This is a genomic window from Occallatibacter savannae, from assembly GCF_003131205.1.
GTDB lineage: Bacteria > Acidobacteriota > Terriglobia > Terriglobales > Acidobacteriaceae > Telmatobacter > Telmatobacter savannae.
The window spans coordinates 524,511-549,001 of record NZ_QFFY01000001.1 but is presented as its reverse complement, the minus strand read 5'-3'; the positions used below and the strand labels follow the sequence as shown (position 1 = coordinate 549,001).

The following is a 24,491-nucleotide window of genomic DNA, read 5'->3' as shown; positions in this document are numbered from 1 at the left end:
GCATAGCTTGTCACACGGTCCTGAGTGTGGCAAGAGGTCAGATCGGACGGGACGCCGCGCAGACGAGCAGAACCCTTGTCCCCAACTGCGAGGGACAAGGGGCACCCGGTGATCGGACGGATGCTGAGGAGATGGTTTGGAAGACCCTTGTCCCCAAGTGCGAGGGACAAGGGGAACCCGGTCTTTTTGTAAGAACTGGCCTGGAGCGTTAGTTGACGGTGAGTTCGGTCATCTGGGAGGTCATCCGATTTTTGACCTGGCCGGCTCTGTCGATCAGGTCCTGGAGAGTCTCCGGGAGAGTGGAATCGAGGGTAGTGACGTGTCCCATGCTCAGCTTCAGCGGGCGAGGGCCCTGAGTCCTGGAAGCGCGGGCAGCAGTGGCGAATTCAAGACGTAGTGCAGCGACGGAGATTCCGGTGCGATCGAACTGCCCGGCGACAGCGAAGTCGCCCGCGCCGATTCTGCCTTTGATATCGGACTCGCGGAAGGTGGCGCGCAGGATCTCGCCGGCCTCGGCTAGCGAAGCCGCCGCAGCCTGAGGGCCGTGCTCCGAGTGAATCTGGGCAAGATTCTCCATCTCGATAAAAAGAATGGAGAAGGGGACTCTGTTTCGTTTGGCGAGGCGCAGAGCGTGCTCCGCAAGGAGATGAAAGCCGCGGCTGTTGTAGAGGCGCGTGGCGTCATCCCGCAGGATCAGCTCGTGGATTTCGTTTTCCATGCGGCTGATGCGCCAGGCAAAGAGCAGCAGGATTCCGGTGAAGACGGCAACTGCGGCTGCCGCCAGAAGCCCTGCGGCGAACTGCTGGTGGACGCGGGCATTCAGAGCTTCCCACGCAAATGAGATGACGAGAAGGATGGGAGCGAAGAGCCGCGCCATTTTGCTTCCGGACCCGATGCCGAGAAAGACGGAGAGGACACCGTGTTCCGCCTGTCGCAGCGTCACTGCTGATGTCAAAGCAACGAGGCAGACAATGAGCGATCCCGCTCCGTGCGTCGCCGCGGCGGAACCGAACAGGCGGAAGCGTCCGTAGAAGTAGTCCGCGGTGATGAGTACCGCCAGCAGGCAGAGAACGCAGACCAGCACATCCACGAGGCGGTTCACAATCCGGTTTGTGTGGTCCAGCAGCAGGACGGCGACGGAGAGCAGAACGAACCCGAAGGCGATTCGCGCCGGGGCTGCGAATGCGTGCATTGGATTGGCGGTGTCGGCCAAAGCTCGCATCCAGAAGATGACGACCGCTCCCCCGAACACACCCAGCACCTTGGCGGCACGGGCGGCATACGCGGCCAGGGTGCCTGACAGGTCGGGCCCGGAGAGGCCGAGGCTGATGGCGCACACCAGTCCGGTAAGCACGACTGGCAGGCTCGCGCGAGCCGATGCAGCAGGTCCGGCGAAAAGGGGGAGCAAGTGAAGGAGGGCGGCTGCTGCCGCAACGCACAGCGAGATCACCTGGGTCCAGCGGGCAAGCCGAAACAGCTTGGGATCGGGCAGTACGGTGAGGCTTTCCGGCACCTGGTCTTCTTTCCTCTTCATGCGCGCGCCACCTTTTTCGCTCTCTTTTCCCGGTACATCTTTTCGTCTGCGCGCCGCACAAGCTCCTTGAGGCTTTCGTTTGACGGATGATCGAGGGTCACAAAACCGACGCTGAGGCTCAGCGGATACTTGCGGGGATTCTTCTCGTTGTGAGCATCGGTCATGGACTTGAGTCGCTGGGCTGCGAGTTCAATGCCAACCATGCTGAACTGGCCAGCCACCACGAACTCATCGCCGCCGAAGCGGCCCTTTACGTCGGTTTCGCGGAAGCAGTTCATGACGAGGTCTCCTGTTTCCGCCAGGTAGGTGGATCCCATGTTGTGTCCCAGGTCGTCGTTGATTTTCTTGAGACCATCGAGATCGATGAAAAGCACGGAGAAGGGAAGCTCGGCACGCTGCGCGAGCCGCAAGGTCTGTTCGCCAAGGAGGTAGAAGCCGCGCATGTTGTAGAGGCCGGTCAGCTCGTCGCGGAGGGTGAGGTCGTGGATTTCTCCCTCCATCGAGTTGATTCGCCACACGAGCACCAGAAGCAGCAGGATCGAGAGCCCGGCAGCGAGGGAGGTGAGGATTGCCGCGCCGTATTGCTCAGGAACCAATTCGCGGAGCACGATTCGCGTGCGGGCTACTTCGATCAGGAAGGGAATGACGAGCAGGATGGGTGCAAAGGCACGGGCAATTCGGCTGCCGATGCCTGAGCCAACAAAGATCGACCATATTCCGTTCTGGGTCTGGCGCATGGCGACGACCCATGTGAGCATGACGAGACAGACAAGCAGCAGAGGAGAAATCATGTTGTCCGCGGACATGCGGACGAGGCCGAACGAGCCGAACAGATTCTCGCTCAACAGCACCAGGCCGGTCAGGCAGACCAAAGGAACGAGCCCGTCGGCGATGCGCCGGAGGATGACGTTGCGGCTGCTCACCATGATCATGGCGATGCTCAATAGCGCAAAGGCGGCCGGAGAGTGTACCGGCAATCCCCCCGTGTTTCCAGGAGCGCGATCGGCGTCGAGGAGCGTGTCGACCGCTGGGAACTGGCGGTACATGGACTCGAGCCACACGAGGATGGAGAGGATGCCGGCCTGGGCCGCGATGTATTTGCCGGCGATCGGGAGGGAAAGGTGGCTTCCGGGTTCAGAGAGTGCCAGGCTCAGCGCACAGAGCAGCACGGTGAGTGCCATGGGGATGCTCATTCGCGTCATCACCCAGGGAAGGAACGCCGCGACCTGCGGAAAGAGCCAGGCCGTGAATACGGTAATCGAGATGACCGCCACGACTCCCAGGCAGGCCTGCTGCAGTACCGATAGCTTGGCGAGCAGAGCCGGATCGGGCTCGCCGGGAGGCAGAGATGCAGTGCGCGTGTCCATGGGTAACGGTGGCGGTGCTTTGGCTGGCTCGATATTACTCCAGAAAAAGCTCTTATCCGGGTGTCGAAAGGGGTTCCAATGAAACGGAAGTTTGGCCGCTTAGCCTTGCGCCAGCCCCTGCTTTATGTGCGATTTTCCGGTAAGGCGAGCTGCCGGGCTTCGCGCGTCAATTCCATCCGCGCTGATACACTCAGCTTTGGTTACCCATCCACCCCTCGGACGCCCCTGAGCAGCAGATGACTCCAGCCCCGCTTTCGACCATCAACGACCTGATCCTGCGCGTTGCGGGCGCCGCGAACTCGCGCGCGATCTTGTGGCAGGACGAGTTCAACAACTGGCAGCCGCTGTCGTCCGACCAGATCTACTGCCGGGTTCACCAACTGGCGGAGGCCTTCCTGAGCTGGGGAGCGAAGAAGGGCGACCGGATAGCGCTGATCTCGGAGAACCGCTGGGAGTGGGTGGTTACCGACTTCGCGATTCTGTCGATCGGCGCCGTGAACGTGCCGATTTACCCGACGCTTACCGGGGATCAGATTGCCGTTCTGCTGGCCGATGCCGGTTGCCGGATCGCGGTAGTATCGACGCGCCAGCAGTTTGACAAGCTGAATGCCGTGCGGTCCCATACCCAGCTCGAACATATCTTGATGATGGATCCGGGGCACCCCGAAGGCGCTGTCGCGTTCAGCAAGACACTGGCGGGGGCCGATGATCCGGGGTCTTACCGAGATCCGGTCTTTGATGCGCTGATTCGGTCTGTGCAGCCGGCGGATCTTGCGACGCTGATTTATACCTCGGGAACGACCGGCGAGCCCAAGGGAGTAATGCTCACGCATGGCAACATCGCGTCGAACCAGAACCTGGCGGTGAACGGGTACGCATTCAACGAGACGGACTCGTGCATCTCGTTTCTGCCTCTATCGCACATCACGGCTCGGGCGCTGGACTACGTGATGTATGGGCATGGTTCGCAGGTGGTCTATTGCTCGAATTTCGACCGGCTGCCGCAGGCGATGAAGGAGATTCGCCCAACGGTTTTTGTCGGAGTGCCTCGGGTGTACGAGAAGATCCGTCAGGCCGTGGAGCAGAAGTCATCGGCTTCGCCGATCAAGAAGCGTCTGCTTGCCTGGGCGCTGAAAACTGGATCGCATCACAGCGATACGGTATACGATGGCCGGCAACCCTCATCGCTGGCGTGGAAGCTGGCGAACAAGCTGGTTTATGCGAAGGTTCGCGAGGCATTCGGCGGGCGTGTGCGCGTCTGGGTGTCGGGCGGAGCGCCGTTGGGTGTGGATACGGCTAGATGGTTCGCGTCGGCGGGAATTGCGGTTTGGGAGGGATACGGGTTGACGGAGACGTCGCCGGTCATCGCGCTGAACAATCCGCAGGTGCACCGGATGGGAGCGGTGGGCAAGACGCTGCCGAATGTCGAGCTGAAGCTGGCTGAGGACGGAGAACTGCTGGTGCGGGGCCCGTCGATCTTTGTTGGCTACTGGAACAAGCCGGAGGCGAATTCAGAGTGTTTCGATGCCGAGGGGTGGTTCCGTACGGGCGACATCGCGAAAATCGACGACGACGGGTTCCTGTATATCACCGACCGAAAGAAGGAGTTGCTGAAGACGTCCGGCGGAAAGCTGGTGGCTCCGCAGCCGATCGAGAACAAGCTGAAAAACTCTGTGATGGTGGGCCAGGCGGCTCTCGTCGGCGATAAACACAAATTTATATCGGCGCTGATCTCGCCCAATTTCGCGGCGCTTGAGGGCTGGGCGAAACACGCCGGCCTGGAAGCAGCAGATCGAAAGGCTCTGGTCTTGGACAGCCGCGTGGTCGCACTCTACGGGGAAGTGGTGCGCGAGGCGAACTCCGGGCTTGCGAACTTCGAAACGGTGAAGCGTTTTCGCCTTGTTGCGGACGAGTGGTCGCAGGACTCGGGCGAACTGACGCCGTCCATGAAGTTGAAGCGCCGGGTCATCAATGCGAAATATGCGGCGGAGATCGCCGAGCTCTACGCGGACGAAGCAACCGCACGCGCCGAATAGCCGGCTCGCCATGCACTGGCGGACGCCGAAACACCGGGCGCTTGCTCCACATCACCTGCAATCCGCGAAAGAACGGCGCGCCCCATGCTCCGACGGCAAGGATACTGCCGAAGAGGATGACAGCGTCGATGCTAATGCGGCCCTCGCGCGACCAGTAGTCATTGGGATCGAGATTGAGCCACAAGGCGAACTCGTCGAGCGTTAGCGCGGCGCCCGCGCCATAGCTCACGGCCATGAGGCGGCTGAGAAAGATGGACAGCGGCGAGTGGCTGCGGCCGAGATCGAGGAGCCATCCATAGCCGACGAAAAGCAGGATGAGGATCCCCCACACAAGATGGTGGATGTGATGGCCTCGTACCATGACCCAGCCGAAGGGCCCGTGGTTGTGAATGACCAGGCTCACGATCAATCGCACCCCTGCAAAGGTGAAGAGGAACGAGACGGAGGCGATGAACATCCGGCGTCGCGGACGATCGGGGATGGTGGACCGCACGATGAAACCGAGGCGCGTGAGTTGCAGGAAGACGAGCAGCAGAATGACCACCAGGCTCGCAAACGCGAGCAGGATCAACGCTCCAGTCCCCGGAGTAGGCATATCTCCCTATTGAACCATGCGAGCAGGGTGTTTCGGGGTTGGATTTGAAGGGTGCCGGCTGCGAGTGGGGATCCGAATCGAGTGAGCTTTGTCACGATTGGCCTTTACAGCGGCGCATATACTGTTTAAGGCGTCGAGAGCGTCACAGCGGAGCCTTCCGGAAACAGCTTCTTGTTTGCGAAGCGCATCCCTCATGCACGCGCGACCAGCAATCCAGGGTACTTCCGGCGCGCCATCGGCGCAGCCCCATTTCGATCAGGAGAAATACACGATGCGAGTTGCACTATTGACCGGCGGCGGAGACTGCCCCGGCTTGAATGCTGTGATCTATGCGGCAGTGCGCAAGGGAATTCAGACCTACGGCGATGAATTCATCGGGTTCCTCAACGGCTGGCGCGGCGTGCTCGACAACCAGTTCATCCCGCTCACGCTGGAGAACATCGACGGAATCCAACTAAAGGGCGGCACCATTCTCCACTCGTCGCGCACCAACGTGAAGAAGATTCCCGGCGGAATCGAGAAGGTCCAGGAAGTTCTGAAGACCAACAAGATCGATGCCCTCATTGCGCTGGGCGGAGATGACACGCAGTCCGTCACACTCTACCTGGCGGAGAACGGCATCAATGCGGTCGGTGTCCCGAAGACCATCGACAACGATATCAGCGGCACCGACCAGACCTTCGGCTTCGATACGGCGGTCATGATCGCAACAGAGGCGATCGATCGGCTGCACACGACCGCGGACTCGCACAATCGCGTCATTGTTTGCGAAGTGATGGGACGGGATGCGGGCTGGATTGCCTACGCGTCGGGCATCGCGGGCGGCGCTCACGTGGTGCTGGTGCCGGAGCAGGAGATCGACATAGATCATGTGTGCGCCCTGCTGAAGTACAACTACGATCACGGCAAGCACTACGGCATCGTCGTGGTTGCGGAAGGGTGCCATTTGCCGGAAGTCGGACAGGTGACGGGATCGAAGGAAGTAGACTCATTTGGTCACGCCCGTCTTTCAGGGATCGGAGAGGCTCTTGCCGGCATGATCGAGAAGAAGACCGGCTTCGAGACTCGCTCCGTGAACCTGGGCCACACGCAGCGCGGCGGCGTGCCGACGGCCTACGATCGCTTGCTGGGGCAGCGCTACGGTCTGCACGCGATCGACATGGTGCACGAGAAGAAGTGGGGCCGTATCGCTGTGCTGAAAGGCCTTGATGTCACCGATATCACGATCAAGGAAGCAATCGCCACGAACCGGCGTTTGGATCAGCGTTTCTTCGACGTGATCAGGGATCTTGAAGCGAAGGTGTAGGGCTGACCGGTCGGCTCTAAATCAGTGCAGGTGCTCCGGTCTCGACAGCCGAGACCGGGGGACTTCATCAACAACAGTCCGCCCCAGAGTTCCCCTTCTATTGTCTCTGCTGATCACTGACAACTGACCCCTGCCCTCATGCATTACCGTCTCTTCGAGGCCGCCGACTTCCCGGACCTGTATGCCATCGAGGAGGTCTGCTTCCAGCATCCATACCGTTTCACGCGGCGTTACATGCGCCAACTTGTAGTAGCTTCGAACTCTGTGACGTGGATCGCCGAAGAGAAGCTAAAGATGACAGGCTTTGCGATCGTTGAGTGGGCCGAGCAGGCGGCTGGGGTGATCGCCTATATCGCCACGATCGAAGTTCTGCCTGGATTCAGGAAGCTTGGAGTGGGTGCCGAACTTCTTCGCCGTCTTGAAGGCTCTGCGAACGCGGAAGGCGCGGTTGCGATCTGGCTCCATGTCGATCTGGAGAATGCAGCGGCCATCCGGCTGTACGAGCGGCTCGGTTACGCAAACAGCGGCCGCGCCGAGAACTTCTACGCGCGAAACCGTCCTGCTGCAATTTACGTAAAGCACCTGGTGTGAGCAGGGGTCACTTCCATCGCTGTCCGATTCGGGAGCGCAAGGGCTTGGATGTTGCCTGAGAGGAAGCAGGAGAACGGTTCCGAGCTGGTCGCCTGCTACTTTTACTCATCCCGCTGCATGACCTGATTACATCAGTACAGTGTAGTCTCCGCACTTTTGTCTGGGTACCAGCGGCGGCTGCAGCTGCTCGTTGCAGCGCGAATTGAGTGGGTTGCCCGACACTCCTGATGCACAATAGAGGGCAAGGCTCAAACCTCAAGGTGTACAGGAGAGGCTCGGAACGTGCGAGCAGCTTGGTGGCGGGATCTTTCGGGACCTTCGCGGTCGCTGGCGATCAGCGCGACCGTGCTGCTTTACGCGTCGGGGTTCGGCGGCGTTGAAGCCGTTGTGGTGATGATCCTGGGGCCGGCGCGCGACATCGTGATCAAGCCCTTCGTGATTCTTGGCTTCCTCGAGGCCTGCGCGATTCTGTTCTCCTCGATCGGCATCGTGGTGTCGATCATTTGCCTGATGTTCTACCACCCATATCTCTTGATCAAGCAGAAGATCTTTTTCCATCGAGCACGGAATGCGGCGCAGGTAAGCGATCAGTTCACCCACTTCGAAACGGTGCCGCGGACGCCGATGTACCACGCGGACGAAGACGGGGCGCCGGACTAGACAGGCGTAGTTCGCCGCGTGAAGCAGCGGCTCGGCGCAGATGCGGGGCTAGCGTTCGGCAACGAGATCCAGTAGATCGAAGAATTCAGGGAAGCTGATGGCTGCTGATTCTGCGCCCTGGATCAGCGTTTCGCCTTCGGCGCGGAGCGCCGCGACGCTGAAAGCCATTGCAATGCGATGGTCGCCGCCGGAGTCGATGACAGCGCCGTGAAGTCTCTGGCCACCGGGCACGTCGAGGCCGTCTTCGAACTCTTCCACTTCGGCACCCATCGCGCGAAGATTGCGGGCCACGAGAGCAATGCGGTCCGACTCTTTAACGCGTAGTTCCTTGGCGTCGCGTACGCGAATGCCACCGCTCGTGAACGGACCGATCGCGGCGAGTACTGGGAGTTCGTCAATGAGCTGCGCGGCGAGGGCTCCGCTGATGGTGGTGGAACCGAGACCTTGCGGGTCTGTGGTGATCTGAACGGTTCCGACGAGCTCAGAGTGCGACTCCTGAAGCTGCAGAACAGCGATGCGCGCTCCGAGAGCTGTGAGGACATCGAGCAGGGTGGCGCGTGTGGGGTTGAGGCCGATGCCGTCAAGGATGAGACCCGAGCCGGGGAACAGCGCAGCAGCACAGAGGAAAAATGCGGCGGAAGAGAGGTCGCCGGGGACAGCGGCTTCGATGGCGCGCAGAGTCTGCGGACCGTTGATCGTGACGGAGTCGATGGCGCGGGTGAGTTCAGCACCGAATGCGCGCAAAGCGAGCTCGCTATGATCGCGGGTACGTAACGATTCGCGGACGGTGGTGCTGCCGGCCGTTTGGAGTCCGGCGAGCAGGATACAGCTCTTGACCTGTGCGCTGGGGACGGGAGTGGTGTAGTCGAGGGCGCGGAGTTGAGTGCCCTTGATTGTGATGGGCGCGTGGCCGTCTGTGAGGGTGATGCTTGCACCCATCTCGGCCAGCGGCTTGCGAACCCGCTCCATAGGACGCCGTGAGAGGGATTCATCTCCGATGAGAGTGAAGGTCCCTTGCTGCGGCGCGAGCAGGCCGGAGATCATGCGCATGGTGGAGCCGGAGTTGCCGCAATCGAGCGGGTGATCTACGGGAGTGACGTGTCCGCCAACGCCGTCGATCTCGATGCGTCCGTCGTTTAACTTGCGCACACGTGCGCCGAGCGCCTGCATGCAGGAGAGCGTCGAAGCGCAGTCGGCTCCGGTGGAGAAATTGGAGAAGCGCGATGTGCCATCAGCGAACGCGCCGAGCATCGCGTAGCGGTGGCTGATGGACTTGTCGCCGGGAAGACGGAGGGTACCGAGAATGTTGCGCGCGGGGCGGATGATGCGTTCTTGCGTGGCGGTGGACAAGCGGGCTCCGGGGATTGGCGGTAGTTTCAGTTTACTAGGTAGTGAGTAGGGAGTAACCAGCACGTACAGCGAACTCTACTTCACTTTCAGAACGATGATAGTTTCGTCGTCGAAGCGGTCTTTGGAGCCCTGAAAGCGAGTGACGTCAGCGAGGATGGCGTCGGCGATGTGCTGGGCGGGGAGTTCGCGCGAACCGCAGAGAAGGCTCGCGAGACGATCTTCACCGTACATGTCGCCTTTCTCGTTCTCGGCGTCCAGGATCCCATCGGAGACAAAGACGATGGCGTCACCCGGCTGCGTGGCGACATTGAACTCCTCGTAAGTGGCGCTGGGGAACATGCCAAGTGGGAAGCCCTCGGCTTTCACGGTGACATTTTCTCCGCCGCGGCAGAAGATGGGCTGCACAGCGCCTGAATTGGCGACGGTAAGCGTGCGGTTGTCGTCGTTCCAGAGTGCGTAGAGCATGACAACATACTGCGAATCGAGTTTGCGTTCCTGGAGAGCCTCGTTGAGCAGTTCGAGCATGGCCGCTGGCGCAGGTTTCTGCTGCACCGCGGAGCGCATGATGCCGCTGACGAGCGCAGCGAAAAGGGCCGCCGGTGCGGCCTTGCCGCTGACATCACCGAGAACGACGGCGGTCTGGGTGTCTGTGTATTCAAGAAAGTCGTAAAGATCGCCGCCTATGGCGCGCGCAGGAAGAAAGCTGACGGCAAATTCGGCGTGTTCGTGCTTCGGGGGCGCGGTTGGGAGCAGGCGCAGCTGAACTTCGCGGGCCATCGCAATGTCACGCTCGAGCTGCTGCTCCTGCCGCCGAACGCGCTGGTAGAGGCGTGCGTTCTCGATGGCGATGGCAATCTGCGCGGCCATGGTGGTGAGAGTGCGCACGTGGTCATCGTTGAAAAATGCGGTGCGCGTGTGCTCCAGATCGAGGACGCCGATGACGCGTTCCTTGTAGAAAAGCGGGACGATGAGCTCCGAGCGGGTCTCGGCATTCATCGGGAGATAGCGCTGATCTTTGCGAACGTCGGGGACGTTGATGGGACGCCACTCGCGCACGGCAGCGCCGACCAGGCCGGTTGTGACCGAGATGCGGCGCATCGGGGCCTGTGCATAGCCGAATCGCCAGGCGTAGCGCGTGATCAGTGTCTCGCCCTTATCGTCCAGCAGCATGATGGAGAACATCTGGTAGTCGATGAGGCGGCGGAGCAGGTTGCCGACCTTGGCGAGAAGCGGGTCGAGGTCGAGGATCGAGATGATCTCGGTGGAGATTTCGTTCAGGACAGCTAGGGTTTCTGCCTGGCGGGAGACGCGCGTGTATAGTCTTGCGTTCTCGATAGCCTGGGCGACGCGCGAGCCGGTGAGTGTGAGCAGATGCAGGTGCTCGGGTTTGAAGAAGCCGGTCTGTTCGCTTTCGAGATCGAGGACGCCGATGAGGCGATTCTTGGCGATGAGCGGAATAGCGAGTTCGGAGCAGACGTTGGGGTTGACGTCGATGTAGCCTTCGATCTCCTTCACGTCGTTGACCAGCATAGGCTGGCGCGTCAGCGCCACCTGACCGACCACGCCCTTGCCGAGCGGAATTCGCATGCGCTGTGCCTCGGGCCTATGCCCGATCTGGAAACGCATACGGAGCTCGTTGGTGCGGTCGTTCACCAGCAGAATCGAAAAGATCTTGTAGGGAATGATGGAGCGGACGAGTTCTGAGGTGCGGTTGAGAAGCGTCTGAAGATCGAGGGTGGTGTTCAGGGTGTCGGCGATCTGCGCGAGGTAGCGAAGGTCCGTCGACTCAATGCGGGGGTTTGCGAGGTCGATGTGTGCGTGCGGATTCGCGGAGTCGACGGGGCGATAGTCTCCTTCGTACTCAGGCTCCGGACGCGTTGTAGGAGGAGTGGAAGACATGGGAGGACGAAGTTGATGATACAAGAGAACCGCAAGCTATTAGCTTTTAGCTTCTAGCTTTTAGCTCGCGAGTGTTGAGGTTATGAGGTATCCCTGAGGAGCGCCAGTCAACAAAATATTCGATAGGTCGCCCATGCGGCAGGCCACTGCCGGAGGCGCGTAACTAGAAGGCTAAGGGCTAACAGCTAAAAGCTGTCTTATTCCGCTCCGAGTTCGCGGACGATGTTGACGGATGCGGAGGCGCCGATGCGGTTGGCGCCAGCGTCGAGCATCGTTTTCACGTCAGCGAGAGTGCGAATACCGCCGGAGGCCTTGACGCCGCAGCGTCCGCCCGCTACACCGCGCATGAGTGCTACGTCAGCCGCGGTCGCGCCTCCGCCACCGAAGCCGGTAGAGGTCTTGATGTAGTCGGCGCCGGCCTGAATCGCGAGTTCGGAGCCCCGCAATTTCTCTTCAACGTTGAGCATGGCGGTTTCGAGAATGACTTTCAGGATGGCGCCATGATGGTGCGCTACGTTGGCCACCGCATGAACCGTGTGCTGCACGGCGTGGTGGTTTCCGCTTTTGAGCTGGCCGACGGGGATCACCATGTCGAGCTCTTTAGCACCGAGACGGGCGAGGGCTGCAGCCTCCTGCCGAAGAGTCGATACGAGTGATGCGCCGAACGGGAATCCGATCACGACACCGACGGGAATGCCGGTTCCGGAGAGCATTTCGACCGCAAGAGGCACCCAGACCGGATTGATCATTGCGCAGGCAAAACGGTAGCGAATCGCCTCATCGCAGAGGCTCTCGATCTGCTCGCGCGTCGCGTCCGGCTTCAGGATGGTGTGGTCGATGACTTGGGCAAGATTTTGCCAAGAGGAAAGCGTCCGAGTGGTAAAAGCGGCTGAATCGAAGGTTCCGTGGTCGAAATCTAGATCTTCATCACGGATCGGGGTAATTGCTGCCATTTGTACTTGCTCCTCGTTCAGGCCGCTCTTCGATCTACGGCGGCTTATCTTGCTGATACCGGCTGTTGAGTATAGTCCCTGGATCGCTGCCGGGCCACTGGCAACCGAGGTGTCGAGATGACCAAAGGAACTGGTGGATTAATCATGCGGATGATCCAGCCAGGGGCTGGATTCAGCTATATCCATGCGGGCGATGAGGCCGTCGCGGAATCGGTACGTATGGTAGACGGTTGTGTCCACGAGGAGGTTGCCTTTGATGTCATGGACGACCTGGTGCACTGTGACGACCCATTGCCTGTTGTCGTTGGGCTCAATGGACGTAGGGTCCACGCGTGGATTAAACATCGTGAACTGGCGTGTCCAGTACTCCCGCACAGCATCCTTACCATGGACGTGGCCGCCTTCCATTCCGTTCGCCCATTCCACTTCGGGATGCATGAGTGCGATGACCGCGTCGATGTTGCGGGCATTGAAGTCGCGATAAGCAGCGGTAAGAACGTCGCGTTCAGACATGAAGAAGGGCCTCTGGGTAGAGCTACTCAGGGTGATCGGGCGCCATAAGGCAGATGTCCGGCAGGTTACGATAGCGCTCGGCATAATCCATTCCATAACCGATGACAAATAAGTTTGGTATGGAGAATCCGACATAGTCTGCGTCAATCTTCTCGATGCGGCGCGATGGCTTGTCGAGCAAAGCGGCGATGCGAAGCGTCTTGGGCTTTTGCTGAAGGAGGACCTTGCGCAGGTAGGAGAGGGTGAGCCCGGTGTCGAGGATGTCTTCGACGACCAGAACGTTCTTGCCTTCAATTGGCTCGTCCAGGTCCTTGATGAGCTTCACCGCGCCGGAGGAGCGCTGGCCTTTGCCGTAGCTCGAGACGGCAACGAAGTCGAAGGTGGTGTCTACCTTAACGGAACGGGCAAGGTCGGCCAGAAAGATCGCGGCTCCCTTGAGTACGCCTACCATGACGAGTTTCTCGTCGTTCAGGTCGCGCGAAATCTGCGCGCCCATTTCCGCGACCTTCTCCGCGATCTGCTGACGCGTGTAGAGAACCTCGAGTCCCTGGTAGGTAATGGTGGCCATGAAGACAGTATCGCGCGAGAAGCTGGTGAAAGGAGAGGGCTTCTGTGAAAATCGGGGCTCTCCTGATCGGGGGCGGGATGTAACTTCAACGAAGTTGAGGCCGTCTATACTGAAAAAGAATGGTTCCCTACATACATCTCTGGCACTTCAGCATTCCAACCTTCGGGTTGATGTTATGGCTCGCGGCGGTTGCGGCGGCGATCATCATGGACCGCGGCTTCAAGCGCGCGAGGCTGGACGGCGATGCAGTGGGGATGGTGGCGACTGCGGTTCTGGCCGGCATTGTGGGCGCCAAGCTTTGGCACGTGGTCGACACGCCAAGTGAGTTTCGGGACCTGGGCTGGCGCGTGCTCTGGGACACCGCTGGGTTCGCCTGGTTTGGCGGACTCGTATTCGGAATTTCAGCGCTTTTGATTCAAGGATGGCGCGCCAAGATCGGGGCACTGCGAACGCTCGATCTGGCTGCTCCTGCTGCGGCTATCGGGTACGGAATCGGGCGGATCGGGTGTTTCCTGTCGGGCGACGGGTGCTACGGGATCGAAACCAAACTGCCGTGGGGAATGGCCTTCCCGAACGGGATTGAGCCCACCCCGCCGGGCGTGCGGGTACATCCGACGCCGCTCTACGAGTTCGGTATGGGGCTGGTGATCGGCTGGTATCTCTGGTGGCGCGCAGGAAAGCGGCACGGCACGGGCGCAATCGTCGGCGAATACCTGGTGCTGAGCGGGATCGCTCGTTTTCTGGTGGAGTTCATTCGCCGCAATCCGAAGATCATCGCGGAGTTGTCGAATGCGCAGCTGGCCAGTCTGGGATCCGTGGTGGTGGGTGCGGGGCTGATCTGGTGGGCAAGCCGTCGTCCGCTAACGGAACCGGGTGCTGCAACGACGCCTGTGGGTAAAGCCGCCTAGCTTTGGTCTCTCGGGGCCTTACTGAGGCTCGTCCGTGAGGCATTGCAGAAGGACGCGCGGATGGATGGGCTTGGCGAGGATCTCGAAGTGATGTCCGCTTGCCTGAGCCTGCTCGAGCAGATCGGCCGTGGCGGCCTGGCCTGAAAACAGGATGATGCGGCAAGAGGGAACAAGCTGCGAGATGCGGATCGCCGCCTCGATGCCCGTCATTCCTTCCATGATTACGTCGCTGATCAAGACATCGGGCGAGAGCTGTGCCGCCGTATTGATCGCATCCTGCGCGCTGTAAACGGCGCTGGCCTGGAAACCGTTCTTATTCAGGATGAGAGCCAGCGTGTTTGCGATGATCTGTTCGTCATCGAGGATGAGTACACGCCGTGATGTCTGAAGGGTTGCCATCGTGTTCCTTTTCCGGTTGAGCAAAACTCTGGGATCTGAAGAGTCCGGTAAAACGGAACAGCAAGATTCAGAGGCCCGATAATCATGTGCAGTCAGTAAACCCCAGAAAAGACGAAAGCGAGTGGGAAGCTTTCCTCTAGAACCCTAAGGCCCAGCCTCACGGTCATTGTGGAGTTGAATTGAGTGTTGCAAATCCTGAAAGAACTTGTAACTGGGTAAACTCCTAGGCTCGTGGGAGTTGCGAATCAGACAGGAATTCGGCCTCTGGAACTGGCCCGGGGATCTCGTCATTCAGACCCGCAGCGGCAGAAAAAGTCGCCTTGAAAGGCCACAAATTTTCCTCGGAATTCACTCTGTCAGACCATGACAAGCGGCTACAGCCGTTTCAGAAACGCCAATGCTTCGCGCAACTGGGGAAAACGCGCCTCGTCGGCCTTGAACTCCCGCGAGTGAACGCAGCGGCGCAGCCCGCGCATCTTGACTGGATGCTTGAGGTGGAGCATCTCGTGGTAAAGCAGGTACTCGATGGCGTAGCGCGGGCTCGAGGGCCGATCGAAGACACGGCTCACCACGATGGTGTTGTGCGCGGCGTCGTAGTGGCCCAGCGAACGGCGCGCCATGCCTTCGCTCCAGGTCAGGTCAGGGCGGCCGAGGAGACCGCCGAAGAAGCGCGTATTCAGCGAGTCGAAGACCTCTTCGAGGTTGTAGAAGTGGCCTTGCGGGCCGGTGTAGCGCTTGCTTCCGCGCGCGTGGCGGATGAGTTCGGTCTGCCGCGTCACTGCTGCGCTGGTGGTGAAGCGTTTGAAGCGGACGTTATGCGCGGCATCGATCGGCTTCTTGTAAAGCTTCGCCAATAGTATGTGCGCGATCGCGCGAATCACGCTTTCGGGCGCGCCTTCGATGAGATCGGACAGGCTCACGAAGATCTTGCCTTCGCGCAGACGGATCGTTGTGTTCAGCGAAGTGAATCTGCGGAAGCGAACCGCGATAGGAGGGATCGGCGCCCTTGGGCGTAATGCTCGATATTCCTGTTCAAAAATGGGGATGATTAGTTCTACGGTCACCAAATTTGAAATTAGCACATGGAGCAGCAGGGAACGAGGTGACGAGGTGACGAGGGAACGAGGGAACGAGAGAGCAGTGAGTAGAGAGTAGCGAATACGAACGAGCTAGGGCGCTACTGCGGTTTAGGCTCGGCGCGTTCCTGGCCGCGCTCATCCTTGTGCGCTTCGAAGTAGGTAGTCTGCTCGGTGAAGATGCGCTGCGCCTGATCGGCTACATCCTGACCGGCTTCTATCGCTTCTTTACGCGACAGGTCGAAACCATTCTCGCCAGCAAGAGCTCGCAGCGTACGCAACCACTGTTGCGATTGCTCTGCCAGAGTCTTCAGCGCCGGGCGCATGTCGGCATGACGGTCGGAGTAGGTATCGAGGTTGGAGCCGAGCTCATCCATCAGCGTGGCGACATTCTGGAGCTCCTGATCGAGCTTGTGCGCACGCGCGTCGGACTTGCCGCGATTGGTCAGCGCCCGAACCGCGTTCACGTGTTCGTTGACGAATTGCGTGTAGAGCTTGACGCGCTCGTTGGGATCGATCCCGGCTTCGCGTATCTTCTCGACCTGCGCTTCGGTGAGGGGATCGTGATGGTCCTTCTGCGCCGATGCGCTGAGCGACGGGAGAGCTAAAACGATGACCGCAGCGGGAAGCAGGAAGAAGGAACGCATAGCGCGCGCAATACCTTGCGTTCCATTCAATCACACGAGAACTCAGCGGGCAACGTGCGCAGGTTCGCCCGTTTGCGATGCGTTCAGGGTTTTGCCGAGCTATTTGTGAAAGACTTCAAGCATGGTTTCGCTCTCCGCCTTGTTCACCTGAGCGAGCGTGGCTTCAACCACGTCGCGATCGTCGGTGCTGCTGTTGTGCAGAAATTCGGTGAGGCGGAAGGCGGTGTGGCGCAGAAGGATCTCGGCATTCTTGAGCCGCTTGTTGTTGTCGGCCATGCTGAGATGGAGCTTCCTGGTCACATTCTGGATCTGCTTGAGAAGGTCGGTGGCCTTGTCGGTTTCCCCGGCGGCGTACTGCTTCATGCTGAACTCGGTCATCTGGTGGATGAGTTCGGCATAAAGAAAGGCCTGTTCGCGGGGCTGGGCTGAGGGAATGCGTGCCTCGAGGGCGGAGATGGTCTGCTGGTCGATCATCTTGTCGTCGGGGGAAGATGCACGAGCGGGGACCGCGAGTGCGACGAGGGAGAGTACGGCGATCGAGCAAACCAGGGACCGCATGAGGAACCTCCGCTAGAGCGGGATTAGAGCAGAACTCCAGTTCCTACTGCCGTGTTAATAAACACATCACTTGCCTTTCTCCAGTGGAGAAAGAGTCGCCTGGGAACCGTCAATCTGCCTGATGTGAAGCAGGTGCCAGCGTTACCCCAGATTGGTGATCAGACTATAGGAGCAATCCGGGAGAATGCGCAAGTGAAAAGCGTCAGGTGTTTAAGTACGATCGAAAGGGCCTCAACTAATACAGGACCATGAATGCCCGGTCTATCTATCTCTTCTTTTCGAGTACCAGGAGCCGCTGTTTGGCCTGCCATTCCTGATCGGGAAATTTGCCGCCGGACGATTCTAAGAAGTGGTGGTAGTAGGTGATTGCTGCCACCCGGTCGTTCAATGTGTCATACGATGTGGCCCAAAGAAAGTAGGTTGCAGGTACGTCAGGAATAAACTTGGAGCGCATGGTGAGGGCATGGATCGCCAGCGACGGCTGGTGCAGTTTCGACGCGCAAAAGGCGATTCCGGTCCATGAGTCGGCGCTGCCTGAGTCGAGCTTCGTGGCCTTGTCGAACACGGCCAAAGCCTGAGCGTACTGCTGTTGACGAACAAGGTTCTGCCCGTGCGAGACGAGGAGGGAGATGTCGTCGGGATTTTTGGCGAGCAGTGCCGTATAAAGCTTGTCCGATCCTGCGAGGTCACCCGCTTCCGCCAGAACGTCAGCAAGCATGCTGGTGATGGCGAGGTTGTCGGGGTGCGCGGTGTGCAGCTTCTGCAGGAGCGGCAGCGCGTCAGAGTTGTTCTGCGCGGCCAGGACCGTGGCCAGCTGGGCGTTCAGGACGGGGTTATCGGGCTCCTGTTGCAAAGCGGAGCGAACGAGCTTCTCGGCCTCGGGATACTGCTTCGCTTCGATCAGCACATGGGCGAGACCGGAATTGGCGCCGACGGATTTGGGGTCGCCAGCGAGGACGCGGCGGTAGGCTTTCTCTGCGGCCTGGTGGTCTCCGGTGTCTTCGGCAAGATCGGCCGCGAGGAGGGTATCGGCCGGGGTTCCGGGGGAGAGTTTCAGCGCTTCGAGCAGCTCGTCTGAAGCGAGCTTGGCATTGCCCTCGCCGTCGGGTCCAGGCTTGTCCAGGCGTGCGAGGTTGCGCCAGGCCGTGGCCTTCAACTCGGAGCCGGCCTGACCGGGATTGAGAGTCGTTGCCGTGGAGAGTTCGGTGTGAGCCTCGTCGCGCTTGCCCTGCCGGGCGAGCAGGAGACCGAGAGCCAGGTGGGATTCGAAGGAGTTGTGGTCTGCTTCGATCGACTGGCGGTAGAAGCCGGCGGCGCGGTCGAGCTGGTCCTGGTGATCGGCTACGTAGCCGGCGTCAAAGAGCGCCCGGGCGTCATTGGCGTGATTGGCGAGGTAGGCGTCGAGTTTTGTGGAGGCGGCCTTCCAGTCGGAGGAGGCGATGGACGCCTCGGCGTCGGCGAGGGAGGGATCAATATCCGCTGTCTGGTCGGATTTCTGTGCGGGTTGTGACGGGGAGTCCTTAGGCTTTTGCTGCTGAGAACTCACAAGAGCGGGCGCGCAGAGAAGGGCACAGAAGATGGTGAAGTGACGCACGAGTACCTCAATGAAATCTTATCGGGCTGATGACGTTTAGACGAAGCCAGGCCGAGAACAGACAGGCTCCGCTGTCCAAGACGATTGCTTAAACGATTGACCAAGTGTTTTGGTGGATGTTAGGTTTGCGGCGCCGGGAGGAAGTCATGGATCGACGGACGTTTCTGGGGAATTCACTGGCGGCCGCGGGCGGAGCGCTGGTCGGCGGTCGCATTTCGAACGCAGAGAACACGCCGGCACCGCAAAGCGCGTCTAGCACGCGTCAGCAAGTGCCTGGCGCGATCGCGCAGAGCGAGATCGAGGCGGCGCGGTTTCCGGATGGGTTTCTCTGGGGAACGGCCACGGCGGCGTTTCAGGTTGAGGGCGCGTGGAACGAGGACGGCAAGGGCGAGTCGATCTGGGATCGCTTCACGCACACACCGGGCAAGGTAAAAGGCGCGACGACGGCGGATGTGGCTTGCGATCAGTACCACCTCTATCCGCAGGACATGGCCCTGGCGAAGAAGCTCAACCAGAAGAGCTACCGCTTTTCGATCTCGTGGCCGCGCATCCAGCCGATCGGAACAGGCGCGCCGAACATGAAGGGCGTGGACCACTACAGCCGGTTTGTGGACGAGATGCTGAAGAACGGATTGCGGCCGTTCTGCACGCTCTATCACTGGGATCTGCCGCAGGCGCTCGAGGACAAGGGCGGATGGCCGAACCGCGATCTGGCGGGATACTACGCGGATTACGCGGGCATTCTCGCGAAGCATCTTGGCGATCGGATTACGATCTGGGCACCGTTCAACATGCCTTGGTCGGTGGCGTACATGGGCTATGGCGTCGGCGCGCTCGCGCCGGGGCGCGCCAACTTCGATGACTTCCTGAAAGCTCTGCATACGCTGACGCTGGCGCAGGGGCAGGCACTGCGATCGATTAAGGCTGCTTCTTCGAAGGCGACGGTGGGTAGCGCGTACGGAATGTGCCCTGCGTATCCCAAGACGGATTCGGAAGAAGATCGCGCGGCGGCTGCGCGCTACCACGCGATGAACAACGTGTTCCTGCTGGAAGCGGCAATGCACGGACGCTATCCGAAGGCGTTTGTCGGCGATCCGCCGTACGACAAGATGGGCATGAAGCCGGGAGATGAAGAGATCATGCATGCGCCGCTCGACTGGGTCGGCTTCCACTACTACACGCGGCGCGTCGTGTCGGATGCGAGCAAAGTGCAGAACTCCAGCGGTGGCGGATTCAGCGGTACGGAGATCGAAGCTGATCCCGCGACAGGCCGCGATCCGTATACGCGCTTCCGTGCCGAGATGCCGACGGAAGGCCCGCTGACCGAGTCGGGCCTGGAGGTTTGGCCGCGAGGGATATACGACCTCGTGACGCAAATCTCGAAGGAGTACGACCATCCGATCATTGAGATCACAGAGAGCGGATGCGGCTATCTCGATGCACCGTACGAGAAGGAAAACGGGCGAGTGCCGGATACGCGCCGGATCGCCTGGTTCCAGCAGGAACTCGCGGAGCTGGGGCGGGCGATCAAGGATGGAGCTAAGGTGCGGTCCTTCCATGCGTGGAGCCTGATCGACAACTTCGAGTGGTCGAACGGACACACCGAACGATACGGGCTGATCTACGTGGACTATCGCGATCAGAAGCGAACGATCAAGGATTCAGGGTTGTGGTACGGGAAGGTGGCTGCGACAAACCGGCTGACCTGACTGAGTTGTGGTTGGCGGTATTACTTGCGCACCGACGGGTACCCCCTCCCCCTACCGGTACTTCGTCGACAACTGTCCTTCTTTGTTCTACTTACAGGAACCAGTGCGCCGCAAGTGTATCTAATGATTGGACTTACGCACAAGGTGCTTGCAAACAAAGAAGTTAAGGGATGATCGGTTCGCTTGTCCTGAATGGCAGGAAGAGGGTGGAACCCGAGTTTCTTGGTTGATCGTCATGCTCTGATTATGACGAATTCGAAGAAACAAACTGCAAACTGGCCACAGATTTTGGGCGTTTCGAATGAAGCGCTTAGCCTCATTCGAGTACGCGTGCAGCTTGACCTCGCGTCAGGTCTGTGCGGAAACCTCAGGAGAGCTTCGCGCTGTCGCCGTTGCTAGCACCGGGCGCCTGGATGGTGGCCTGCTCAAAGAGCCACTCAGGGTCGCAGCCGAGCGCTTCAGCGATCTGCTGCTGCATCTGTTTGCCAGGGACGCGGACGCCGTTGATGATCCGGCTCAGATAGGCCTCGTCGATGCCGACCATCTTGGCGAGGCGGTTCTGGCGCATGCCCATGGTATAGACCCGAAGCTTGAGGTTCGGATAGATGAACCGCTCTTTACCTGCAGCAGAAACACTGTCCTGACTCTTTGGCGCGTTCATCTCTTCCATCGTTCCCCCATGGCTTCAAAGTTGAAGCTGATCCGAAAGTAGTTCTTTCTACAAGAACTTGCCAATCCCAATTGGTAATTTTGGACCTTGTTTGTAGTAATGCCGTTCTGTTACGGAAGAGAAGCAAGCACGCGTGTTGAACCGACTTTCAGTGGTCGATCGCAGCCGCGTTTCTGGAACTCTGCAAAGCCGGAACGCCGGGGAGCATGGAACCCAGAACGGCAGCATCAAGGTAGCCGTGAGAACGCTGGCGAAAACCCGTCAAAGGCTATAATGGTAGTGTGACTACGACTGCGCTCGATTCCATCCCCAACCGTGCTGCAAACGACGTTTCCTCCGACCAGAAGCGGGTGCTTCTGTTGAAACCACGCGGGTTCTGCGCAGGAGTCGTACGCGCGATCGACATCGTGAACATCGCGCTGGAGACCTTTGGTGCGCCGATCTACGTTCGACGCGAGATCGTGCATAACCGCTACGTTGTCAACGAGCTGGCGGAAAAAGGCGCGATTTTCGTGCATGAGATCGACGATGTGCCGGACGGACATCGCGTGATCTACTCCGCTCATGGGGTCTCTCCCGCGGTGCGGGAGCGCAGCAAGGGACGCGGACTGAAGGTAATCGATGCGACCTGCCCGCTCGTCACCAAGGTTCACATCGAGGCCGTGAAGTTTGCCAAGCAGGGATACTCGCTGGTGTTGATCGGCCACCGCGATCACGATGAGATTGAAGGAACGCTGGGAGAAGCTCCGGATGTGACGCAGGTGGTTTCGAGCGCGGCTGAGGTCGAGACCCTGGAAGTGCCGGACCCGAACCGTGTGGCGTACCTGACGCAGACGACGCTGTCTCTGGATGAGGCCCGCGACATCATTCACGCGCTGAAGCAGAAGTTCCCCAACATCGTCGGACCGCACTCGCAGGACATTTGCTATGCCACGGAGAACCGCCAGGTAGCCGTACGCAACGTGGCGCACAATGCGGACCTGGTGCTGGTGGTGGGATCGACGAACAGCTCGAACTCGAATCGGCTCGTTGAGGTTTCGCGGAACCTTGGAACCATCGGGTACCTGATTGATAACTCGCAGGCGATCGATCCGAAGTGGCTCCAGGGAGTGTCTACTGTTGCAGTGACAGCAGGCGCTTCCGCGCCTGAGGTGCTGGTGGAGGACGTGGTCAATTATTTGCGTCAAACCGGTTTCTCGAGCGTCGAAGAGGTAGAAGTCATGCCGGAGAATGTGCGGTTTGGCCTGCCTCCAGAGATCGTGCAGGCGATCGGCAGCTCGGGGGGCGCGGAGCAGGTTCCGGTTCGCTGAGCGGGTTAACCAACGCGCATCGGGCCCTCGGAATCGAAGCGAAGTTGGCCTCGGTCGCGGGGTAGAATTGCTGCTCGATAAGGCGGAAACGAAGCGGAATCGAACCGGACTCGAGCAGGGGACGGAAGCGATTTCGGGCATTTGAAACATCGAGGACCAGATATCGCATGAGTACACAGCTGAGTCAGCCAAAGTCGACGGTGCCGAAGTTTGGCCGACTGGATGCCGCTCTTGCAGATGTGAAGTCGGCGATCGAGCGTTCATGCGAATACCTGCTGGGCCGGCAACACCCCGAAGGCTACTGGTGCGGCGAGCTCGAAGCCGACTCGATGCTCGAGGCGGATTACATCTTTCTGCACACGCTGCTCGAGTCGGGTGACTCCGGGCGTTTGAAGCGCGCATTCACCGAGATGATGCGCTACCAAAAGGATGACGGAAGCTGGAGTCTTTATCCCGGCGGTCCGGGAAACATCTCGCTGACGGTGAAGTGCTACTTCTCTGCAAAGCTGATGAATGTGCCGGCGAGCGATCCGCGGCTTTCGCTGGCGCGTGAGTGGATTCTGGCGAACGGCGGTGTGGTCGCGTGCAACACGTTCACAAAAATGTATCTTTGCGCGCTGGGCCAGTATGACTACGATGCGGTGCCCGCGATTCCGCCGGAGATTGTTCTCTTTCCGAACTGGTTCTACTTCAACATCTACGAGATTTCAGCGTGGTCGCGTTCGATTCTTGTGCCGCTGGCGATCATCTACGCGAAGAAGCCTTACAAGAAGATTCCGCAGGAGCACGCGATTGACGAGCTCTTTGTGGGCGGACGCGCGAACGCGAATCTGCGGCTGCAGTGGGATCGGAAGAACAAGATTTCGTGGCGGAACTTTTTCATCGGGATCGATCGGCTGATGCACTGGGCTGAGGCTGTCCATTTGCGGCCCGTTCGCAAGCTGGCGTTGAACAAGGCAGAGAAGTGGATGCTGGAGAGGCTGGAGATGTCGGATGGCCTGGGCGCCATCTATCCGGCCATGATGAACGCCATCATTGCGCTGCGCTGCCTTGGATATTCGGAAGACGATCCGCAGGTCATTCGCGCGCGCGACGAGTTTGAGAAGCTGGGCATCGAGCAAGAGGCTACGCCGGAGTTTCCGTACCCGACATTCCGCATGCAGCCGTGCATGTCGCCGGTGTGGGACACGGGACAGGCGATCTATGCGCTGGGTGAGGCCGGCGTGCCGCGCAATGATCCGCGCATGCTGAAGGCCGCGGACTGGCTGCTGTCGAAGGAAGTTCGTCACAAGGGCGACTGGGCGGTGAAGGTTCCGAAGACGGAGCCAGGCGGCTGGTACTTTGAGTTCAACAACGAGTTCTATCCCGACACGGACGACACAGCGCAGGTGCTGCTTGGCCTGAGTAAGGTCGATAATCCGCGCGAGCGTTATCAGCACCAGGTGGCGCAGCGCGCGATCGAGTGGGAGTTTGCAATGCAGTGCCGGAATGGCGGCTGGGGCAGCTTCGACAAAGACAACACGAAGATGATCTTCCAGTACATTCCGTTTGCCGACCACAACGCGATGCTCGATCCGCCGACGGTCGACATTACAGGCCGCATGCTGGAGATGCTGGCGGCTTACGGCTACACGCAAGACGACAAGCGCGTACAAAAGGCAATTCAGTTCATCCTGAGCGAGCAGGAGCCGGACGGAAGTTGGTTCGGTCGCTGGGGCGTGAACTACATCTACGGAACGTTTCTGGTTCTGCGCGGGCTTGAGGCGATCGGCTTCGATCACAACGAGCCGCAGATTCAACAGGCTGCCGAGTGGATCAGGATGGTGCAGAACTCCGACGGCGGCTGGGGCGAATCGTGCGGGACCTACGACGATCCGGATACGCGCGGGGTGGGAGTCAGTACGCCATCGCAAACTGCGTGGGCGCTGCTCGGATTGCTCGCGGCGGGCGATGACAGGTCCGACTCCGTGGCGAAGGGAATTCGCTGGCTGCTCGATCGTCAGCTTCAGGATGGCAGCTGGGATGAGTCGATGGGCGAAGGCGCGAGGCGTGAAGGCATCATCACCGGCACTGGATTTCCGAAAGTGTTCTACCTGGCGTACACGCTGTACAGACAGTATTTCCCTTTGATGGCTCTGACGGCTTATCAGCGGGCGATGGAGAAGAGCGGCTCATAAGTGTCAGCTGTTCGCTTCGTCGACGAAGTACGACGCACTAACAATGTTTTGGCTGAGAGCTTGTAATAAAG

General features: G+C 59.8%; 22 protein-coding genes. 8 read left to right on the top strand and 14 right to left on the bottom strand.

What is annotated here, in order from left to right:
• Nucleotides 1-208: 208 nt before the first annotated feature.
• Nucleotides 209-1,534, bottom strand: a complete 1,326-nt coding sequence (locus DHV10_RS02470; protein WP_109484724.1) for a GGDEF domain-containing protein — start codon at nt 1,532-1,534, stop codon at nt 209-211.
• Complete coding sequence (locus tag DHV10_RS02465) at nt 1,531-2,901, bottom strand: GGDEF domain-containing protein (RefSeq protein WP_109484723.1); 1,371 nt, start codon at nt 2,899-2,901, stop codon at nt 1,531-1,533. The genes DHV10_RS02470 and DHV10_RS02465 overlap by 4 nt, the downstream gene beginning before the upstream one ends.
• 236 nt (nt 2,902-3,137) lie before the next feature.
• On the opposite strand from DHV10_RS02465, the gene DHV10_RS02460 reads away from it, so the two are divergent.
• Nucleotides 3,138-4,937, top strand: a complete 1,800-nt coding sequence (locus tag DHV10_RS02460; RefSeq protein WP_109484722.1) for an AMP-dependent synthetase/ligase — start codon at nt 3,138-3,140, stop codon at nt 4,935-4,937.
• Here the strand turns inward: DHV10_RS02460 and DHV10_RS02455 are convergent.
• Entirely contained in the window at nt 4,870-5,532 is a 663-nt protein-coding gene (locus tag DHV10_RS02455) for a hypothetical protein (protein ID WP_204101297.1), read from the bottom strand. The two genes, DHV10_RS02460 and DHV10_RS02455, sit on opposite strands and share 68 nt — an antisense overlap.
• 193 nt (nt 5,533-5,725) lie before the next feature.
• Here DHV10_RS02455 and DHV10_RS02450 point away from each other — a divergent pair, with 193 nt between their 5' ends.
• From DHV10_RS02450 to DHV10_RS02440, 3 genes are all read left to right on the top strand, one after another.
• Nucleotides 5,726-6,838, top strand: a complete 1,113-nt coding sequence (locus tag DHV10_RS02450; protein WP_239461259.1) for a 6-phosphofructokinase — start codon at nt 5,726-5,728, stop codon at nt 6,836-6,838.
• Between the two features lie 138 nt (nt 6,839-6,976).
• Nucleotides 6,977-7,429: a GNAT family N-acetyltransferase gene (locus tag DHV10_RS02445; protein ID WP_109484721.1), complete on the top strand. Its 453-nt coding sequence runs from the start codon at nt 6,977-6,979 to the stop codon at nt 7,427-7,429.
• Between the two features lie 282 nt (nt 7,430-7,711).
• Nucleotides 7,712-8,089, top strand: coding sequence for a hypothetical protein (locus tag DHV10_RS02440; RefSeq protein ID WP_109484720.1), 378 nt, complete (start codon nt 7,712-7,714; stop codon nt 8,087-8,089).
• Nucleotides 8,090-8,137: 48 nt separating this feature from the next.
• On the opposite strand, the gene aroA is transcribed toward DHV10_RS02440, so the two are convergent.
• From aroA to hpt, 5 genes are all read right to left on the bottom strand, one after another.
• Nucleotides 8,138-9,439 (bottom strand): 3-phosphoshikimate 1-carboxyvinyltransferase, encoded by a 1,302-nt coding sequence (gene aroA, locus DHV10_RS02435; RefSeq protein WP_109484719.1) that lies wholly within the window; start codon nt 9,437-9,439, stop codon nt 8,138-8,140.
• Between the two features lie 75 nt (nt 9,440-9,514).
• A complete protein-coding gene (locus tag DHV10_RS02430) occupies nt 9,515-11,338 on the bottom strand; it encodes a SpoIIE family protein phosphatase (protein ID WP_109484718.1) in 1,824 nt (607 codons plus the stop codon).
• Nucleotides 11,339-11,535: 197 nt separating this feature from the next.
• Complete coding sequence (gene deoC / locus DHV10_RS02425; protein WP_109484717.1) at nt 11,536-12,291, bottom strand: deoxyribose-phosphate aldolase; 756 nt, start codon at nt 12,289-12,291, stop codon at nt 11,536-11,538.
• A gap of 138 nt (nt 12,292-12,429) precedes the next feature.
• Entirely contained in the window at nt 12,430-12,804 is a 375-nt protein-coding gene (locus tag DHV10_RS02420) for a nuclear transport factor 2 family protein (protein WP_109484716.1), read from the bottom strand.
• Nucleotides 12,805-12,826: 22 nt separating this feature from the next.
• Entirely contained in the window at nt 12,827-13,372 is a 546-nt protein-coding gene (gene hpt / locus DHV10_RS02415; RefSeq protein WP_109484715.1) for a hypoxanthine phosphoribosyltransferase, read from the bottom strand.
• A gap of 119 nt (nt 13,373-13,491) precedes the next feature.
• On the opposite strand from hpt, the gene DHV10_RS02410 reads away from it, so the two are divergent.
• Nucleotides 13,492-14,280: a prolipoprotein diacylglyceryl transferase gene (locus tag DHV10_RS02410; RefSeq protein ID WP_109484714.1), complete on the top strand. Its 789-nt coding sequence runs from the start codon at nt 13,492-13,494 to the stop codon at nt 14,278-14,280.
• 18 nt (nt 14,281-14,298) lie between these two features.
• On the opposite strand, the gene DHV10_RS02405 is transcribed toward DHV10_RS02410, so the two are convergent.
• From DHV10_RS02405 to DHV10_RS02385, 5 genes are all read right to left on the bottom strand, one after another.
• Complete coding sequence (locus DHV10_RS02405; protein WP_109484713.1) at nt 14,299-14,679, bottom strand: response regulator; 381 nt, start codon at nt 14,677-14,679, stop codon at nt 14,299-14,301.
• Nucleotides 14,680-15,053: 374 nt separating this feature from the next.
• Nucleotides 15,054-15,599 (bottom strand): SprT-like domain-containing protein, encoded by a 546-nt coding sequence (locus tag DHV10_RS02400; protein WP_338042561.1) that lies wholly within the window; start codon nt 15,597-15,599, stop codon nt 15,054-15,056.
• A 257-nt stretch (nt 15,600-15,856) separates the two neighbouring features.
• Nucleotides 15,857-16,402, bottom strand: a complete 546-nt coding sequence (locus DHV10_RS02395; RefSeq protein ID WP_109484711.1) for a hypothetical protein — start codon at nt 16,400-16,402, stop codon at nt 15,857-15,859.
• 99 nt (nt 16,403-16,501) lie between these two features.
• The gene (locus tag DHV10_RS02390; RefSeq protein WP_109484710.1) at nt 16,502-16,960 is read right to left on the bottom strand and encodes a hypothetical protein; all 459 of its coding nucleotides are present in this window, start codon (nt 16,958-16,960) and stop codon (nt 16,502-16,504) included.
• Nucleotides 16,961-17,225: 265 nt separating this feature from the next.
• On the bottom strand, nt 17,226-18,554 hold the full coding sequence (locus DHV10_RS02385; RefSeq protein WP_162601133.1) for a tetratricopeptide repeat protein: 1,329 nt from the start codon (nt 18,552-18,554) through the stop codon (nt 17,226-17,228).
• Between the two features lie 146 nt (nt 18,555-18,700).
• On the opposite strand from DHV10_RS02385, the gene DHV10_RS02380 reads away from it, so the two are divergent.
• Nucleotides 18,701-20,263, top strand: coding sequence for a GH1 family beta-glucosidase (locus DHV10_RS02380; RefSeq protein ID WP_109484708.1), 1,563 nt, complete (start codon nt 18,701-18,703; stop codon nt 20,261-20,263).
• A gap of 367 nt (nt 20,264-20,630) precedes the next feature.
• Here the strand turns inward: DHV10_RS02380 and DHV10_RS02375 are convergent, their stop codons facing one another.
• Nucleotides 20,631-20,933 (bottom strand): helix-turn-helix domain-containing protein, encoded by a 303-nt coding sequence (locus DHV10_RS02375; protein ID WP_109484707.1) that lies wholly within the window; start codon nt 20,931-20,933, stop codon nt 20,631-20,633.
• Nucleotides 20,934-21,214: 281 nt separating this feature from the next.
• Here DHV10_RS02375 and DHV10_RS02370 point away from each other — a divergent pair, with 281 nt between their 5' ends.
• Together DHV10_RS02370 and shc are read left to right on the top strand one after the other, a co-directional pair.
• Entirely contained in the window at nt 21,215-22,243 is a 1,029-nt protein-coding gene (locus DHV10_RS02370) for a 4-hydroxy-3-methylbut-2-enyl diphosphate reductase (RefSeq protein WP_420818732.1), read from the top strand.
• A 167-nt stretch (nt 22,244-22,410) separates the two neighbouring features.
• Complete coding sequence (gene shc / locus DHV10_RS02365) at nt 22,411-24,420, top strand: squalene--hopene cyclase (RefSeq protein WP_109484706.1); 2,010 nt, start codon at nt 22,411-22,413, stop codon at nt 24,418-24,420.
• Nucleotides 24,421-24,491 lie beyond the last annotated feature (71 nt).

What these genes read in the sequence shown, in the direction of transcription:
- DHV10_RS02405 (WP_109484713.1), bottom strand. Translation starts at nt 14,679, where the DNA reads ATGGCAACCCTTCAGACATCACGGCGTGTACTCATCCTCGATGACGAA.
- DHV10_RS02420 (WP_109484716.1), bottom strand. Translation starts at nt 12,804, where the DNA reads ATGTCTGAACGCGACGTTCTTACCGCTGCTTATCGCGACTTCAATGCC.
- hpt (WP_109484715.1), bottom strand. Translation starts at nt 13,372, where the DNA reads ATGGCCACCATTACCTACCAGGGACTCGAGGTTCTCTACACGCGTCAG.
- DHV10_RS02410 (WP_109484714.1), top strand. Translation starts at nt 13,492, where the DNA reads ATGGTTCCCTACATACATCTCTGGCACTTCAGCATTCCAACCTTCGGG.
- DHV10_RS02470 (WP_109484724.1), bottom strand. Translation starts at nt 1,534, where the DNA reads ATGAAGAGGAAAGAAGACCAGGTGCCGGAAAGCCTCACCGTACTGCCC.
- deoC (WP_109484717.1), bottom strand. Translation starts at nt 12,291, where the DNA reads ATGGCAGCAATTACCCCGATCCGTGATGAAGATCTAGATTTCGACCAC.
- DHV10_RS02445 (WP_109484721.1), top strand. Translation starts at nt 6,977, where the DNA reads ATGCATTACCGTCTCTTCGAGGCCGCCGACTTCCCGGACCTGTATGCC.
- DHV10_RS02450 (WP_239461259.1), top strand. Translation starts at nt 5,726, where the DNA reads ATGCACGCGCGACCAGCAATCCAGGGTACTTCCGGCGCGCCATCGGCG.
- DHV10_RS02455 (WP_204101297.1), bottom strand. Translation starts at nt 5,532, where the DNA reads ATGCCTACTCCGGGGACTGGAGCGTTGATCCTGCTCGCGTTTGCGAGC.
- DHV10_RS02390 (WP_109484710.1), bottom strand. Translation starts at nt 16,960, where the DNA reads ATGCGGTCCCTGGTTTGCTCGATCGCCGTACTCTCCCTCGTCGCACTC.
- DHV10_RS02465 (WP_109484723.1), bottom strand. Translation starts at nt 2,901, where the DNA reads ATGGACACGCGCACTGCATCTCTGCCTCCCGGCGAGCCCGATCCGGCT.
- shc (WP_109484706.1), top strand. Translation starts at nt 22,411, where the DNA reads ATGAGTACACAGCTGAGTCAGCCAAAGTCGACGGTGCCGAAGTTTGGC.
- DHV10_RS02375 (WP_109484707.1), bottom strand. Translation starts at nt 20,933, where the DNA reads ATGGAAGAGATGAACGCGCCAAAGAGTCAGGACAGTGTTTCTGCTGCA.
- DHV10_RS02380 (WP_109484708.1), top strand. Translation starts at nt 18,701, where the DNA reads ATGGATCGACGGACGTTTCTGGGGAATTCACTGGCGGCCGCGGGCGGA.
- DHV10_RS02460 (WP_109484722.1), top strand. Translation starts at nt 3,138, where the DNA reads ATGACTCCAGCCCCGCTTTCGACCATCAACGACCTGATCCTGCGCGTT.
- DHV10_RS02430 (WP_109484718.1), bottom strand. Translation starts at nt 11,338, where the DNA reads ATGTCTTCCACTCCTCCTACAACGCGTCCGGAGCCTGAGTACGAAGGA.
- DHV10_RS02395 (WP_109484711.1), bottom strand. Translation starts at nt 16,402, where the DNA reads ATGCGTTCCTTCTTCCTGCTTCCCGCTGCGGTCATCGTTTTAGCTCTC.